The sequence below is a fragment of the Allobosea sp. FW305-C-101 genome (assembly GCF_058783685.1).
Map to the genome: position 1 here is coordinate 139,799 of NZ_JBYSYT010000002.1, position 14,972 is coordinate 154,770.

The 14,972-nt window shown below is 66.5% G+C and carries 15 protein-coding genes; 7 read left to right on the plus strand and 8 right to left on the minus strand.

What is annotated here, in order from left to right; all coding sequences use genetic code 11:
* Positions 1–39: 39 nt before the first annotated feature.
* Complete coding sequence (ctrA, locus tag AC3WMA_RS08115) at positions 40–741, minus strand: response regulator transcription factor CtrA (RefSeq protein ID WP_265055836.1); 702 nt, start codon at positions 739–741, stop codon at positions 40–42.
* A 435-nt stretch (positions 742–1,176) separates the two neighbouring features.
* On the opposite strand from ctrA, the gene fliI reads away from it, so the two are divergent.
* Complete coding sequence (fliI, locus tag AC3WMA_RS08120) at positions 1,177–2,523, plus strand: flagellar protein export ATPase FliI (RefSeq protein WP_492284894.1); 1,347 nt, start codon at positions 1,177–1,179, stop codon at positions 2,521–2,523.
* A 37-nt stretch (positions 2,524–2,560) separates the two neighbouring features.
* Complete coding sequence (locus tag AC3WMA_RS08125; RefSeq protein ID WP_492284895.1) at positions 2,561–2,914, plus strand: DUF1304 domain-containing protein; 354 nt, start codon at positions 2,561–2,563, stop codon at positions 2,912–2,914.
* 7 nt (positions 2,915–2,921) lie between these two features.
* Here AC3WMA_RS08125 and AC3WMA_RS08130 read toward each other — a convergent pair whose 3' ends face one another.
* Complete coding sequence (locus AC3WMA_RS08130; RefSeq protein ID WP_492284896.1) at positions 2,922–4,139, minus strand: MFS transporter; 1,218 nt, start codon at positions 4,137–4,139, stop codon at positions 2,922–2,924.
* Between the two features lie 237 nt (positions 4,140–4,376).
* On the opposite strand from AC3WMA_RS08130, the gene fliJ reads away from it, so the two are divergent.
* A complete protein-coding gene (gene fliJ, locus AC3WMA_RS08135) occupies positions 4,377–4,781 on the plus strand; it encodes a flagellar export protein FliJ (protein ID WP_492284897.1) in 405 nt (134 codons plus the stop codon).
* A gap of 57 nt (positions 4,782–4,838) precedes the next feature.
* Here the strand turns inward: fliJ and AC3WMA_RS08140 are convergent, their stop codons facing one another.
* On the minus strand, positions 4,839–5,495 hold the full coding sequence (locus AC3WMA_RS08140; RefSeq protein ID WP_492284898.1) for a GNAT family N-acetyltransferase: 657 nt from the start codon (positions 5,493–5,495) through the stop codon (positions 4,839–4,841).
* A 152-nt stretch (positions 5,496–5,647) separates the two neighbouring features.
* Between AC3WMA_RS08140 and copM the strand changes: the two genes are divergently transcribed.
* Both copM and AC3WMA_RS08150 read left to right on the plus strand, forming a co-directional pair.
* On the plus strand, positions 5,648–6,034 hold the full coding sequence (gene copM, locus AC3WMA_RS08145; RefSeq protein ID WP_492284899.1) for a CopM family metallochaperone: 387 nt from the start codon (positions 5,648–5,650) through the stop codon (positions 6,032–6,034).
* Between the two features lie 157 nt (positions 6,035–6,191).
* Positions 6,192–7,229, plus strand: coding sequence for a lysylphosphatidylglycerol synthase transmembrane domain-containing protein (locus AC3WMA_RS08150; protein WP_492284900.1), 1,038 nt, complete (start codon positions 6,192–6,194; stop codon positions 7,227–7,229).
* A gap of 110 nt (positions 7,230–7,339) precedes the next feature.
* Here the strand turns inward: AC3WMA_RS08150 and AC3WMA_RS08155 are convergent, their stop codons facing one another.
* Together AC3WMA_RS08155 and flhA are read right to left on the minus strand one after the other, a co-directional pair.
* Positions 7,340–8,227, minus strand: coding sequence for a DMT family transporter (locus AC3WMA_RS08155; protein ID WP_492284901.1), 888 nt, complete (start codon positions 8,225–8,227; stop codon positions 7,340–7,342).
* A 79-nt stretch (positions 8,228–8,306) separates the two neighbouring features.
* A complete protein-coding gene (gene flhA, locus AC3WMA_RS08160; protein ID WP_492284902.1) occupies positions 8,307–10,436 on the minus strand; it encodes a flagellar biosynthesis protein FlhA in 2,130 nt (709 codons plus the stop codon).
* 263 nt (positions 10,437–10,699) lie between these two features.
* On the opposite strand from flhA, the gene AC3WMA_RS08165 reads away from it, so the two are divergent.
* Positions 10,700–12,148: an MFS transporter gene (locus AC3WMA_RS08165; RefSeq protein WP_492284903.1), complete on the plus strand. Its 1,449-nt coding sequence runs from the start codon at positions 10,700–10,702 to the stop codon at positions 12,146–12,148.
* A 137-nt stretch (positions 12,149–12,285) separates the two neighbouring features.
* Positions 12,286–12,600 carry a hypothetical protein gene (locus tag AC3WMA_RS08170; protein WP_492284904.1) on the plus strand — a complete coding sequence of 105 codons (315 nt, stop codon included), beginning with the start codon at positions 12,286–12,288 and terminating at the stop codon, positions 12,598–12,600.
* 12 nt (positions 12,601–12,612) lie between these two features.
* Here the strand turns inward: AC3WMA_RS08170 and flbD are convergent, their stop codons facing one another.
* Genes flbD through AC3WMA_RS08185 form a run of 3 tightly spaced genes read right to left on the minus strand, consistent with a single transcriptional unit; the run spans position 12,613 to position 14,971 of the window.
* A complete protein-coding gene (gene flbD, locus AC3WMA_RS08175; protein WP_492284905.1) occupies positions 12,613–13,977 on the minus strand; it encodes a sigma-54-dependent transcriptional regulator FlbD in 1,365 nt (454 codons plus the stop codon).
* Between the two features lie 41 nt (positions 13,978–14,018).
* A complete protein-coding gene (gene fliN, locus AC3WMA_RS08180) occupies positions 14,019–14,369 on the minus strand; it encodes a flagellar motor switch protein FliN (RefSeq protein WP_492284906.1) in 351 nt (116 codons plus the stop codon).
* Between the two features lie 11 nt (positions 14,370–14,380).
* Positions 14,381–14,971, minus strand: a complete 591-nt coding sequence (locus tag AC3WMA_RS08185) for a FliH/SctL family protein (protein WP_492284907.1) — start codon at positions 14,969–14,971, stop codon at positions 14,381–14,383.
* Position 14,972 lies beyond the last annotated feature (1 nt).

Genomic DNA, 14,972 nt, shown 5'->3' on the forward strand with positions numbered 1-14,972 from the left:
TTCATGACCGCCCGATGACGGGCGGGCGACGGAAATGCATCAGGCCGGGATGCGCTCGTCGACTTCGGACGGCTCGCGCAGCACGTAGCCGCGGCCCCAGACGGTCTCGATGTAGTTCTTGCCGTCCGACGCGTTGGCGAGCTTCTTGCGCAGCTTGCAGATGAAGACGTCGATGATCTTGAGTTCGGGCTCGTCCATGCCGCCATAGAGATGGTTGAGGAACATCTCCTTGGTGAGCGTCGTGCCCTTGCGGAGCGAGAGCAGCTCCAGCATCTGGTATTCCTTGCCGGTCAGGTGCACGCGGGCGGCATCGACCTCGACCGTCTTGGTGTCGAGATTGACGACCAAGTCGCCGGTGGTGATGACCGACTGAGCATGGCCCTTCGAGCGGCGCACGATCGCATGGATGCGGGCGACGAGCTCGTCCTTGTGGAACGGCTTGGTGAGATAGTCGTCGGCGCCGAAGCCGAGACCCTTCACCTTGTCCTCGATGCCGGCGAGGCCGGAGAGGATCAGGATCGGCGTCTTGACCTTTGCGACGCGAAGCGAGCGCAGCACCTCGTAGCCCGACATGTCGGGGAGGTTCAGGTCGAGCAGGATGATGTCGTAATCGTAGAGCTTGCCGAGATCGACGCCCTCTTCGCCGAGGTCCGTCGTATAGACGTTGAAGCTCTCCGATTTGAGCATAAGCTCGATGCTTTGAGCGGTCGCGCTATCGTCCTCGATCAGCAGAACCCGCATGTCCACGTCCCCAATTTCGCCCGCAGGGCAGGTTTGACCGTTGTTTCCGCCCGGACCGTTCGGCCCTGGACGACGACGCACTTGCCCAATGAAACGCCACGCGACACGCTACGAGGAAACTGGTTAACAAACCGTGATTCCCGAGCGCAAGCGCTTCCTCGGAGAAAGTGAACGATCCTTGTCCAAGTGAGTCGAATTTGACACGGATCGCTGAACTTCTCGGCCGCGAAAGCGCCTTTCGCGGAAGCTTGCTTCGGGAAACAGGGCGATAATCGCCTTGCGACACGCGGCAGCCTCGATTTGCAGTCTTAACCACAGAGCTTAACAGCTGGTAAATGAGCGCAATTTGTTAGGAACCCTTACCAAATCATCCACAGGGCTCCCGACGGCCGCTATGATGTGCGCGAACCCTGCCGACCACGCTGACACGATCCGATGAATTCGCCCTCCCACGGCCATGACCGCCTCTCCGCTTTGGCGACCGCCATCGAGCATATCGAAGGCGTGACGATCTATGGCCGCGTCATCGGCGTGCGCGGCCTGCTCGTCGAGGTCGCCGGGCCGATCGGCGCGATGAGCCTGGGCGGGCGCGTCGGCATCGAGATCGCGCCCGGCACGCGCGTTCCTTGCGAGGTCGTCGGCTTCTCCGGCGACAAGGCGCTGGTCATGCCCTTCGGCGGGCTCGACGGCGTCCGCCGTGGCTGCCCCGTCCATGTCGACCGTGCCCAGCCGGGCCTGCGCCCCACGCCGGCCTGGCTCGGCCGCGTCGTCGATGCGCTCGGCCGCCCTGTCGATGGCGGCCCGCCCCTGCCGCAGGGCGACACGCTCTTCGCCTATCGCAACGATCCCCCGAACGCCCATAAGCGGCGCCGCGTCGGGCGACCGCTCGACCTCGGCGTGCGCGCGCTCAACACCTTCCTGACCTGCTGCATCGGCCAGCGCATGGGCATCTTCGCCGGCTCCGGCGTCGGCAAGTCCGTGCTGCTCTCGATGCTCGCCCGCTACGCGCAGGCCGACGTCAACATCATCGGCCTCGTCGGCGAGCGGGGCCGCGAGGTGCAAGAGTTCCTTCAGGAGGATCTCGGGCCGCAAGGCCTCGCCCGCTCGATCGTCGTCGTCGCAACCTCGGACGAACCGGCGCTGATGCGCAAGCAGGCTGCCCTGACAACGCTGACGCTCGCCGAGTATTTCCGCGATCGCGGCCTGCAGGTGATGTGCCTGATGGATTCGGTGACGCGCTTCGCCATGGCGATGCGCGAGATCGGGCTGGCGGCCGGCGAGCCGCCGACCACCAAGGGCTACACGCCGACCGTCTTCGCCGAATTGCCGCGCCTGCTCGAACGCGCCGGCCCCGGCACCGGCGATGGCGCCATCACCGGCCTCTTCACCGTGCTGGTCGATGGCGGCGACCATGACGAACCGGTCGCCGACGCGGTGCGCGGCATCCTCGACGGCCATATCGTGATGGAGCGTTCCATCGCCGAGCGCGGCCGCTATCCGGCCGTCAACATCCTGAAATCGGTCTCGCGTACGATGCCGCGCTCCTGCGACCCGGCCTATTACCCGGTCGTGCAGAAGGCCCGCTCGGCGCTCGCGACCTATGCCGACATGGAAGAACTGATTCGCCTCGGCGCCTATCGCCAGGGCGCCTCGGCCGAGGTCGACGAGGCGATCCGCCTTCATCCCGCGCTCGAAGCCTTCCTCAAGCAGGCCAAGGACGACGCGACCCCGCTGCATGAATGCTACGCCCGCCTTGCCGCCATCATGAGCGGTACGGTCTAATCATTGCCCAGACCCCACGCCGCAGGATGTCCGACCGATGATCGCAGCGCTTCTGATCGGCCTCGTCGCGCTGATCCATGTCTACATCGTCATTCTGGAGATGGTCTGGTGGGACACCCCGCGCGGCCACAGGGCCTTCGGCCTCACGCCGGAATTCGCCGCGCGTTCGAAGGTGCTCGCCGCCAATCAGGGGCTCTATAACGGCTTCCTCGTCGCCGGCCTCGCCTGGGGGCTTTGGCTCGGCGCGGAAGGCTTCGCGATCAAGCTGTTCTTCCTGGCTTGCGTCCTCGTCGCCGGGCTCTTCGGGGCGGCGACCGCTAGCCGCAAGATCCTCTATATCCAGGCCCTGCCCGCCGCATTGGCCATCGCGGCACTGCTGGCCCGAATCTGATCCGGCCTCAGCCGCGCGCCACCATCCGCACCAACGCGAACATCGCGGCGAAGCCGATCGCCTGAATCGCCGCCGAGATCATCAGCGTCGGGCTGGCACCAAGCCGCTCGACCATTACCGCGAAGAGTAGCGGCGCCACCGCGAAAGTCATGTTCTGCGGCACGGTGAGCTTGCCGAGCATCGTCGCGAAGCCATTGCGGCCGAACAGGGCCAGTGGCAGCGTCGCTCGTGCGATCGAGATCACGCCGAGCGCCGCGCTGAACAGCGTGACGAAGATCGCAGCCGCCGTGATCGTCATCGCGACGAAGGGCAGCGCCAGGCACAGGACCGGCCCCAGCAGCAAGCCGAACAGCGCGACCTTCTCCGCCGGCAGCCGCTCACCCAAAGTCGCATCGATGGCGCGGGCGGCGAGCGTCGCCGGCCCGCTGAGCGTCGCGACCCAGACGGCCTCGGCCTGCGTCAGCCCGGCCTCCTGGAACAGGCTGATCAAATGCAGCGGCAGGCCCCAGGAAACGAGCCCGCTGGCGGAAAAGGCGAGCGCCACCAGCCAGAAGGCCGCCCGCCGCGCATGCGCCGGCACGCTGCCATGCTCGCCCGCCGATCCAGCCCCCTGAACGGTCGACGAGGCGGCCGCCGGCGTGGCAATGCGGTGATAGCGCGGGATCGCCGCATAGATCGGCAGCACGATCAGGAGCTGCATTCCAGCGAAGATGAGCAAGGTCGTCCGCCAGCCGTAGGCGTTCATCAGTGCCGCGGTCAGGGGCCAGAACACGCTGGAGGCGAGCCCTGTGACCAGCATCATCAGGCCGATCACACGCCGTGTCCGGTCACCCATCAATTGGGAGATCGTGACGTTGCCGGTATTGGCGAGCGACATCGCGTGGCCGAGCCCGATCACGAACCAGCTCGCGAGATAGCTCACCGGCCCCTGCGCCAGCGACAGCACGCCGAGCCCGAGCGCGCAGATCACCGCGCCCATGCACATCGAGCGCCGCGTGCCCTCGCGGTCGAGCACGCGCCCGATCGCGGGCGCGACCAGCGCCCCGGTGATCAGCAGGATGGTGATGCCGCCGAAGACGATCTCGGCATTGAGTCCGATCTCGCGATCGAGCGCGCCGACCAGAACCGAGGGCGAATAGAAGGTCGAGCCCCAGCCGATGATGCGGGTCAGCGCCAGGCCGGAAAGCAGGGGGCCATGCCCGCCGAAACGAGAAGAGGCAGCCAAGACAGGATATCCGCGGGAGGCAAATCGGCCGAACGGCCACGCTCCCTCACTCACTAGATGATCCCGACAGTCGGCGGCAGCAGCCGGAACGCGGGCGGATCATGCGTCAAAGGCAGCCCGTTCCGGTAAGGAAAGGTCAACCTCCTTGCGCCATGTTGCTCCTCGTCTCGCGGATGGAGTTCTGGCGTGCGCCGAGGGGTCGGCAGCGCCGATGCGTAATCAGGAGTTGAAAACGACATGAAGTCGCGAGAGACGCTTCTTCGGCTCAAGCGCTTCCAGGTCGACGAGAAACGTCGCCGGGTAAGCCAGATCGAGATGATGATCGCCGATTTTCACCGGATGGCGAGCGATCTCGATCGCGAGATTCAGGCCGAGGAATCCCGTGCCGGCATCGCGGACCCCGCCCATTTTGCCTATCCGACCTATGCCAAGGCAGCCCTCGGCCGCCGCGACAACCTGCGCCAGTCAGCGGACAACCTGAAGGGCCAGCTCGACGAGGCCAAGGCCGAGTTGCAGGAAGCCTTCGAGGACATGAAGAAGGTCGAGATTCTCGACGATCGCGAGCGCGCCTCGGAACGCGCGGCGGAAGCCGCCCGCGACCAGGCCAGCATGGACGCGATCGGGCTGCGCTCGCGCGTCTGAAGCAGGTTCCAGGCGTTCACAAAAAGGGCGGCGTCCTCGCGGGCGCCGCCCTTTTTTTCATGCGATGACGGGATGGTGTTCGACGGAGTCCCGCCGCATCTTGCCGGTGAGGCGCGGGTCGTCGTCGACCTCGACCCCGCGCTTGAACACCGTGAAGCCCGAGCGCTGGTAGAAGGCGAGCGCAGCCGGGTGGTCGAGCGTGCAGGTATGCACCCAGAAGCGCGCAATCGGCTTGGCCCAGGCCAGCGCCAGCGCCCGGTTCATCAGCCACCGGCCGGCACCCTTGCCGACCACGGCCTCGTCGAGCCCGAAGAAGGCAAGCTCGCCCTCGCCCGGCACGCGAAAATCCAGCTCGAGCAGGCCGACATCGCGCCCCTCGAAGCGAATCGCGTAGAGCTCGACCGCCGGGTCGGCGAGGATCGCCTCGATCTCGGCGCGCGGCTTCGTCAGGCGGCTGAACCACATCCAGCGCTCGCCTAGCAGGCGGTAGACGGCGAGATAGCGCTCGACATCGGAGCGTCCGATCGCATCAAGCGAAAAACCTTCGATCCCGGCCGGATCGGGGCGCTCCGGCGGCCGCGCGAACATTTCGAGCGAAGTCACGATCGTCGCGATCTTGCCGGGCGGCAGGTCGGTCGTACCGGTCAGGGTGATGGTCAGGTTCTGGGTCATGAAGGGCTGTTCGGCGGCTCGCAGGGAATCTGCCGCGATCATGACATGATCGAGGTCGAAAGATCACCGCATGCCGATGCATGCCCGGCGTCACGGCATCGCGCCCCGTCCTGCCTCCCCGGCCGGACATCACGATGGATCGAAGCGCTTGCGAAGCGCGATCCGCCTTCACGCCCGATCGAGGATGAGACGAGATGAACCGCACCGCCACCGTCCTGGCAGCCCTTCTCGCCGCCGGCCTGCTTGCCGGCGCGGCCCAGGCCCAGCAGTCCCATGGCGGCCATGCCGGCCACGGTGCCTCGGCTGCGACGGCCAAGCCCGGCGACAGCGCCTCGACCAAGGCCTATCGCGACGCCAATGCGAAGATGCACAAGGACATGGACATCCCCTATTCCGGTGATGCCGATGCCGATTTCGTCCGTGGCATGATCCCGCATCATCAGGGCGCGATCGACATGGCCAAGATCGTCCTCGCCCATGGCAAGGACCCGGAAATCCGCAAGCTCGCCGAGAGCGTCATCCGCGACCAGGAGAAGGAGGTCGCGATGATGCAGGACTGGCTGAAGAAGAACGGCAAGTGACCGCCGCTTCGCGCCCCTGACCTTGGGTGAGGGTGAGCAGGCTCAAACGCTTGCCCTCGCCCTCCCCCGCTGGCACAGAGGGGATAGGTTCGCGCCGCAGCGGTGACGACGTGGGCCCCCGACCCGTCACCATCTTGTTCCGAGCCCGCGGCCTTTCATGAAACGCTATCTCGACTATCTCTGGCCGATCATCGGGCTCGTCGCGGTCATCTGGTCCGTCGAACTGCTCTGGGACAAGCTCAAGGCCGAGGCCGGCTCGGACGCCACGATCGAGGCGCTGCTCGCAGATGCCGGGCTCTGGCAGAGCATCAAGATCATCGCCCACCGCATCGGCCACAAGATCGCGGTGATTCCGCCGGAAGCCTTCCTCCACGCAGCGCTCGCGACACTGGTCGCCTATGCCGCGCTCGCCTGGTACGACCGCATCGCCCTGATCCATCTCGGCAAGGAGAAGGGCATCTCCTGGTTCTATATCTCGCTCTGCTCCTTCGTGACCTATGCGCTCTCGCACAATATCGGCGCCTCGGTCTTCTCGGGCGGCATGGTGCGCTACCGCGCCTATACGGCGAAGGGCCTGACGGCGGCGGAGGTCGCGGTGCTCGTCGCGCTCTGCTCCTTCACCTTCGCCTTCGGCACCATCTTCCTGATGGGGCTCGTGCTCCTCTACGAGCCGCAGATCCTGCATCCGCTGGAGCGGATGTCGAAATGGTTCGCGATCACCGACAACACCGCGCGGCTGATCGGCATCGGCATGCTCGCCTTCGTCGCGCTTTACACGGTCGGCTCGTGGCTGCGCTTCAAACCGCTGAAGATCGGCAAGTTCGAGATCATCTACCCGCGCCTGCCGATCGTCGCCCGGCAATATCTCGCAGCCCCGCTGGAACTCGCGGGCGCCGCCGGCATCATCTATTTCGCCCTGCCGGACCAGGGCAATCCGGGTTTCCTGATCGTGCTCGGCGCCTTCCTGCTCTCGTTCTCGGCAGGCCTGCTCAGCCAGGTCCCCGGCGGCGTCGGCGTGATGGAGGCGGTCTTCCTCGCGGTGATGCCGGGCGTTCCGGCGCCGGCCGTCTTCGCGGCGCTGCTGGTCTGGCGGATGTTCTATCTCATCCTGCCGCTGGTCTTCTCGCTGCCGATCGTGCTCGCCTTCGAGCGAGCCCAGCTCAAGCGCAGCACCCGCATCGCCCCGCCGCCGTAGAAACAGCGGTCATGCTCGGGCTTGACCCGAGCATCTCATGCCGAAAAGAGCGTCTTATCCTGGAAGAGATTCTCGGGGCTCTGCGCTTCGCTTCGCCCGAGAATGACGCCCTATCGCTTGAGCGCGATCGCCGCCGCGCCGAACATCAGCAGCGCACCGATGGCTTCCGACCAGCCGAAGGGCTCGCTCAACGCGACGACGCCGACCGCAACCGCGATGGCCGGGCTGACGAAGGCATAGAGCCCGGCCCGGAAGGCGCCCCAGTCACGCAGCAGCCGCATATAGATGGTGAAACCCATCAGCGAACCGCCGACGATCAGGAAGAGCACGGCGGGCAGCACCGGCCAGCTTGCCAGCGCCCTGACATCGGCAAGACCGACCGGCTCCAGCGTGAGCGAGACAACGGTCAGCCCGATGCCGCCGATCAGCGTCTGCCAGCCGGCGAGCGTCAATGTCGGCATCGTCCCGGCGATCGGCCGCGAGAGCACGGCGCCGACGCAATAGAACAGCGTGCCGCCGGCCACGGCCGCGAGCCCCATCGCCTCCAGCGGATCGCCATGCGCCGCCGAGAGCCCGCCCATCGCCCGCGTCGCGAACAGGAAGCCCAGGCCCACGGTGCCGAGCGCGATCGCCGCGATCTTGCGCCCGTCGATCCGCACGCCTTCGATCGCACGGCTGGCCAGCAGCGTGTAGATCGGAATGGTCGCGAAATTGACGATGGCCGCGAGCCCGCTCGGCGCGTGCTTCGTGCCCCAGAACAGCAGCGCGTAATTGGCGGTGTTGAGCAAAAGCGCAGTAGCAATCAACCGGGGCCAGGCCCCGGCCGAAACCTTCGACGCATCGCGCCCGGCCCAGAGCAGCATGATGAGCCCCGCGAGCGAAAAGCGGGCCGCCGCCAGGAAGATGGGCGGGACATGCATCGACCCGACCTTGACCGGCAACCAGGTCAGTCCCCAGACGAGGCACATGACAGCGAAGAGGGCGGCGTTGCGCGACATCTCTCCCGCTTAGCCTCGGGCCCTCAGCCTGACCATTGCGCCGCAGGCATCGGCGCCCCGTGGAAAGCGGAGGCGAGCCTCAGACGCTGCCGACCGTCTTGAGGCGCACGCGCGGGTGGATTTCCGCCTGCGACAGCACCGGCGTCTCCCGGCGGAAGCGCTCGATGATCTGGCGGGCGAAGGGCCGCGCCATCGCCGAGGTGACCAGCGCCGGCATCTCGCCGATGCGCGCCGCATCCTCGAACTTGTCGCGGACGTGATGCACGAATTCCTGCAGGCGCGAGGGCTGCATGGCGAGATGGCGATCCTCGCCCTGGCCGATGATCGACTCGGCGAAGACGCCTTCCCAGGCCGGCGACAAGGTGATGATCGGCAGCACGCCGAGCCCGTTCGAGAACTGTGCACAGATCTGGCGGGCAAGCCGGGCGCGGACATGCTCGGCGATCTCGCGCGGGTTGCGCATCCCCGACGAGACCTCTGCAATGCCCTCGATGATCGTCGGCAAGTCGCGGATCGAGATGCGCTCGGAGAGCAGGAGCTGGAGCACACGCTGGATGCCGGTGGTCGAGATCTGGCTCGGCACGATCTCCTTGACGAGATCGGCATGGTCCTTCGGCAATTCACGCAGCAGCTTCTGCACCTCGGAATGCGAGAGCAGCTCGGGCATGTTCGACTTCAGCACCTCGGTGAGATGCGTCGAGATCACGGTGGCGGCATCGACCACGGTGTAGCCGCGCAACTGCGCCTCGTCCTGCAATGCCGCGTCGATCCAGGTCGCCGGCAGGCCGAAGGTCGGCTCCAGTACATTGTGGCCTGGCAGGTTCACGGCGCCGCCCATCGGGTCCATCGCCATGTACTGGCCGGCATAGACGATGCCCTGCCCGGCATCGATCTCCTTGATCTTGATGAAGTAGTGGTTCGCCTCGAGCTGGACGTTGTCGACGATGCGCACCGCCGGCATGACGAAGCCGAGTTCGGCCGCGAGCTGCCGGCGCAGCGCCCGGACCTGATCGGTCAATCGATCCTGCCCGCTCGGCGCATTCACCAGCGGCAGGAGCCCGTAGCCGATCTCGATCTTGAGCTCGTCCATCTTGAGGAGGTCGTTCAGCGTCTCCTCGCGCGGCGTGCCGTCCGCCGAGACCGCGCCGCCGGCCTGCGCCGGATCGAGCAGGCCCAGCTCCGCCTCGCGGGCCTTGGCCGCCTTGCCGAAACGATAGGCCAGGTAACCTGCGCCACCTGCCAGCGCGAGGAAGGGAAGCATCGGTATGCCCGGCAGCAGCGCGATCAGCAGCATCACCGCCGCAGACATGCCCAGCGCCTTGGGATAGCCCGAGAGCTGCTTGCCGAGCGCCTTGTCGGCCGCGCCGCGCACGCCGGATTTCGAGACGAGCAGGCCGGCCGCGGTCGAGACGATCAGCGCCGGGACCTGGCTGACGAGGCCATCGCCGACGGTAAGCAGGGTATAATTCGTCGCGGCCTGTCCGAAGCTCAGCCCCTGCTGCGCGACGCCGATGACGATGCCGCCGAGCACGTTGATGAAGGTGATCAGCAGGCCGGCGATGGCGTCGCCGCGCACGAATTTCGAGGCACCGTCCATCGAGCCGAAGAAGGAGGATTCGTCTTCCAGCGCCCTGCGGCGAACCTTCGCGGTCTCCTGGTCGATCAGGCCAGCGGACAGGTCGGCGTCGATCGCCATCTGCTTGCCGGGCATGGCGTCGAGGCTGAAGCGGGCAGCGACCTCGGCGATACGGCCCGAGCCTTTGGTGATGACGACGAAGTTCACGATGATCAGGATCGTGAAGACGATCACGCCGATCACGAAATTGCCGCTCATCACGAAGCCGGCGAAGGCCTCGATGACATGGCCCGCAGCCGCCGTGCCTTCATGGCCATGGGCGAGGATCAGGCGCGTCGAAGCAAGGTTCAGCGCCAGCCGGAACATGGTGACGATCAGCAGCACGGTCGGAAAGGCCGAGAACTCCAGCGGCTCCTCGATGAAGAGCGCGGTCATCAGCACCAGAACCGACACGATGATCGACAGTGCCAGCATCAGGTCGAGCAGGATCGCCGGCATCGGGAAGACGAGCACCACCAGGATGCCCATGACGCCGATGGCGAGGAACAGGTCGGGACGGTTGAACAGCTTTCCGAGTGCCCCGCGATCGGGAACGGTAAAGCCTCTGCCTTGCCCTGCCGTCACATCGGTCATCGACCGTTCCGCCCCACGCCCGTTCCCTGTCCAAGACAGGACGCGCCCCGAAGCAGGGCGCAGCTCGGCAATTCTTGCCGGGCCTATGGTGAATGATTGGTTAAGCAGGGCCGCAAGAGCCTGTCCCCGAATGCTCCATCGGAACCTTCTCGGCCGGGCACCGTTGCCTCTCGACGCCATGCGCATGGCGGCCGTGCCGCCATCTCCGCGCCAGCCTGACTTTCAAAGCGCCGCAAGAGCGCCGTTCCGATCGGGGGCAACCCGTGCAACAGGCCCAGCCCCAGGGAAACGAACAGCCCGTCATCGCCACCGACGTGCCCGCCCGGCTCGACCGCCTGCCCTGGTCGCGCTTTCACACGCTCGTCGTCGCCGCCCTCGGCATCACCTGGATTCTCGACGGGCTCGAAGTCACGCTTGCCGGCTCGGTCTCGGGCGCCCTGAAGGAAAGCCCGGCCCTCAGGTTCACCAATACCGAGATCGGGCTTGCCGGCGCCGCCTATATCGCCGGCGCGGTGCTGGGCGCCGTGTTCTTCGGCTGGCTCACCGACCGGCTCGGCCGCAAGAAGCTCTTCACGATCACCGTGCTCGTCTATCTCGCGGCGACGGCGGCCACCGCCTTCTCCTGGAACGTCGCGAGCTTCATCGTCTTCCGCTTCCTCACCGGCATGGGCATCGGCGGCGAATACACCGCCATTAACTCGACGATCCAGGAGCTGATCCCGGCCCGCGTCCGGGGCTGGACCGATCTCGTCATCAACGGCTCGTTCTGGGTCGGGGCCGCCATTGGCGCGCTCGGCTCCATCGTCCTGCTCGACCCCGCCTGGATCGATCCCGAATATGGCTGGCGCCTCGCCTTCTTCATCGGCGCGGCGCTCGGCCTGATCATCCTCTTCCTCAGGCAATGGATCCCGGAAAGCCCGCGCTGGCTGATCAGCCATGGCCAGCCCGAGCGCGCCGCGGCGATCGTCGCCGATATCGAGCGCCGGGCCGGCTTCGTCGCACCGGCCGGCGAGATCTTGCTGCTGACCCGCCTGCGCCCACGCGCCGCGACCCCGCTCGGCGAGGTCTTCCACGCGCTTTTCGTCGTCCATCGCGAGCGCGCGCTGGTGGGCCTCGCCCTGATGCTGTCGCAAGCCTTCTTCTACAACGCGATCTTCTTCACCTACGCATTGATCTTGACCGATTTCTACGCGGTGCCCGCGCAGAACATCGGCTGGTTCATTCTCCCCTTCGCCGCCGGCAACTTCCTCGGCCCCCTCCTGATCGGCCGGCTCTTCGACACGATCGGCCGCCGCGTGATGATCGCGGCGACCTATGCGCTGTCTGGCCTGCTGCTCACCGGCACGGGCTATCTGTTCTGGAAGGATCTGCTGACGGCCTCGCAGCTCACCTTGTGCTGGAGCATCGTCTTCTTCTTCGCATCTGCTGCCGCAAGCTCGGCCTATCTCACCGTTTCCGAGACCTTCCCGGTCGAGATGCGGGCTCTCGCCATCGCGATGTTCTATGCGATCGGTACCGGCGCCGGCGGTATCGCCGGCCCCTGGCTCTTCGGCATCCTGATCGATACCGGTTCGCGCGGCAGCGTCTTCGCCGGTTATCTGCTGGGCGCGGCGCTGATGCTCGTAGCGGCAGCGATCGCCGCGCGCTTCGCCTTCCCGGCCGAGCGCAAGCCGCTCGAAAGCGTGGCGAGACCGCTCAATGCCGTCGATTGACCGGGCAGCGCCCATGACCATGTCGCGCAAAAATGGGCCCAATGGAACAAAGCATCATTTAAATGCATTATTCCCCGCCGGCATTCCCTCTCTAAGAATGTCGTTGGAGATGTGGTAACAACAGTCTGGAGGCCGTCGTGGACAGACGCTCATTCCTGATGACATTGGTCGGCGGTTTCGCCGCGGCCGGCATGGGCGGAATCGCCGCAGCCGAGGCCGCACAGCCCAAGCTGGTGCCGAAGCCGGAAGCCGAACCCGCCAAGGGCGAGGAGGCCGTGACCGCAGAGATGAAGGAGGCGCTCGACAAGACCGACGCCGAGTTCAGCCAGTACTATTATTACCGCCGGCCGCGCTATTATGCCCGACCCCGCTACTATGCGCGCCCGCGCTACTACTACCGCCCGCGCTATTATGCCCGGCCGCGCTACTACTATCGCCGGCGCTACTATTGACCGGCGCCCGGGTCAGGCCGCGCTGATGCGCGTCTGACCCGGCTCGGCCACCGTGATGCCGGCCGAAGTATATTCGCTCAGCTTGTTGCGCAGCGTGCGGATCGAGATCCCCAGAATCTTGGCCGCATGCGTGCGATTGCCGAGGCAATGATCGAGCGTATCGAGGATCAGCTCGCGCTCGACATCGGCAACGGTGTGCCCCACCAGCGAACGCGTCACCGCCTCCGCCGTCTGCGCCGCACGCGCGGCGGGATCGCGCGACGGCGCCGGCGACAGCGCCTCCCCTTCTGGGCTCAACACAGCCGCGGCCGCGATCTCGGTCCCGCTCGCCAGCAGCACCGCCCGGTGCATCGTGTTCTCCAGCTCGCGGACATTGCCACGCCAGGCGCTGGTCAAGAGCAGCTTGCGCGCATCGGACGCGATCGGACGCGCCGGCAGCCCGTTCAGATCCGCATATTTCTTGGCGAAGTGATCCGCCAGCACCAGGATATCGCCCGGCCGCTCGCGCAGTGCCGGCAGGCGCAGATGCACGACGTTCAGCCGGTAGAGCAGATCCTCGCGGAACGAGCCTTCGCGCACGGCATCGGCAAGGTTGCGGTTCGAGGTCGCGATGATCCGGATGTCGACCTTGACCGGCTGCGTGCCGCCGACACGGTCGATCATGCGCTCCTGCAGCGCGCGCAGCAGCTTGGCCTGCAGGCGGACATCCATCTCCGAGATTTCGTCGAGCAGCAGCGTGCCGCCATTGGCTTCCTCGAACTTGCCGATACGGCGCGCGATGGCGCCGGTGAAGGCGCCCTTCTCATGGCCGAACAATTCGGATTCGAGCAAGTTGTCGGGAATCGCGGCGCAGTTCACCGCGACGAAGGGGCGGTCCTTGCGACCGGATTTCTGGTGCAGGTGACGCGCGATCACCTCCTTGCCGGTGCCGCTCTCGCCGGTGACCAGCACCGGCGCTTCCGAGCGCGCGATCTGCGAGGCGAGCTGCACGACGCGCTCCATCGCCGGGTCGCGCCAGATCAGGCTGGACTGGTCGGCGGCGACCGCCTCCAGCACGGCCGCGATCAGCTCCGGATCGGGCGGCAGCGGCACATATTCGCGCGCACCGGCCTGGATCGCGGCGACGGCGGCGCGCGTATCGGTCGAGGTACCGCAGGCGACGATCGGCGTGCGGATGCGCTCGGCTTCCAGCGCCGCGACATAGGCCGCGATCGGCTGCACGACATCGATCATCAGGAGATCGGCGCCCTTGGTGCGCAGCACGGCCAGCGTCTGGTCGAGGCTCTCGGTATGGGTCACGGCCGCGCCATGCGACATGGCGATCTTGGCGGCTGCGATGATCTGTCCCTTGAGACCGCCGGCAATGATGAGGCGCATGGCTCAGGTCCTTCCGTTCGTCGATGTCATGGGGCGGGCCGTCACCGGTCCGCCTTGATGATTTCCGTCATCGTCACGCCGAGCCGGTCCTCGACGACGACGACCTCGCCGCGCGCGACCAGCCGCTCGTTGACGAAGATGTCGATGGCCTCGCCGACACGCCGGTCGAGCTCGAGCACCGCACCCGGCACGATCTGGAGCAGGTCGCCGACCGCGACCTTCGAGGAGCCGAGCACCGCTGAAACCGTGACCGGCACGTCGAAGACCTGCTCCAGATCCTCGGCCGTCTTGACCGGCACCGGGCCCGAACGCGCCACCGACATGTCGCCCTGATCGAAGGACAGGTCGGCCTGGTTCAGCGGCGGCAGGTTGAGATCGTTGTCCTGGCTCATGGCTCAGACCTTCATGGTTCCGCATGGCCCTGGCCGAACACGCGCGAGACCGCCTGTTCGACCAGAGCCGCGAGTTGCTGGCTGTCGAGGACGAAGCCACCCTCCGCCCATTCGATGCGCCCGTCGCCGGGCGTGATGTCGGATTGCCCGAGCACGATCAGCTTGCCGGCGAAGCCGTGTTCGGCAGCGAGCTTGCGGACCAATTCCTCGGCTGCCTCGACCACGCTCTCATGCACGCGCAGCACCAGGTGCGGCGCCGTGCGTGCATGGCTCAAGCACTCGCGAATGGCTCCCGCCAGCGAGGCCAGCGGCTTCTCCGCCAGCGCCGCCCCGGCCAGCGCCTTCGCCGTCACGATGGCGACATGGGCCGCATGCTCTTCGATTGCGGCCATGCGTGCGGCTTCTTGAGCGAAGAGCCGCTCGGCCGAGCGCGCCAGCTGCCCGGTCAGGCCGACGAGCTGGGCCTGCGCCTCGCGATGCGCCTGCTCCTGCCCGGCATGGAAGCCCTCGGCCCGCGCCGCAGCAATATCGGCCTCGCCGGCGGCCTTGCGGCTGCCCTCGCGGAAATCCGTCCCGAACAGGAATTTCTTCGCGGACGTCATC

What these genes read in the sequence shown, in the direction of transcription:
- ctrA (WP_265055836.1), bottom strand. Translation starts at nt 741, where the DNA reads ATGCGGGTTCTGCTGATCGAGGACGATAGCGCGACCGCTCAAAGCATC.
- fliI (WP_492284894.1), top strand. Translation starts at nt 1,177, where the DNA reads ATGAATTCGCCCTCCCACGGCCATGACCGCCTCTCCGCTTTGGCGACC.
- AC3WMA_RS08125 (WP_492284895.1), top strand. Translation starts at nt 2,561, where the DNA reads ATGATCGCAGCGCTTCTGATCGGCCTCGTCGCGCTGATCCATGTCTAC.
- fliJ (WP_492284897.1), top strand. Translation starts at nt 4,377, where the DNA reads ATGAAGTCGCGAGAGACGCTTCTTCGGCTCAAGCGCTTCCAGGTCGAC.
- AC3WMA_RS08140 (WP_492284898.1), bottom strand. Translation starts at nt 5,495, where the DNA reads ATGATCGCGGCAGATTCCCTGCGAGCCGCCGAACAGCCCTTCATGACC.
- copM (WP_492284899.1), top strand. Translation starts at nt 5,648, where the DNA reads ATGAACCGCACCGCCACCGTCCTGGCAGCCCTTCTCGCCGCCGGCCTG.
- AC3WMA_RS08150 (WP_492284900.1), top strand. Translation starts at nt 6,192, where the DNA reads ATGAAACGCTATCTCGACTATCTCTGGCCGATCATCGGGCTCGTCGCG.
- AC3WMA_RS08155 (WP_492284901.1), bottom strand. Translation starts at nt 8,227, where the DNA reads ATGTCGCGCAACGCCGCCCTCTTCGCTGTCATGTGCCTCGTCTGGGGA.
- flhA (WP_492284902.1), bottom strand. Translation starts at nt 10,436, where the DNA reads ATGACCGATGTGACGGCAGGGCAAGGCAGAGGCTTTACCGTTCCCGAT.
- flbD (WP_492284905.1), bottom strand. Translation starts at nt 13,977, where the DNA reads ATGCGCCTCATCATTGCCGGCGGTCTCAAGGGACAGATCATCGCAGCC.
- fliN (WP_492284906.1), bottom strand. Translation starts at nt 14,369, where the DNA reads ATGAGCCAGGACAACGATCTCAACCTGCCGCCGCTGAACCAGGCCGAC.
- AC3WMA_RS08185 (WP_492284907.1), bottom strand. Translation starts at nt 14,971, where the DNA reads ATGACGTCCGCGAAGAAATTCCTGTTCGGGACGGATTTCCGCGAGGGC.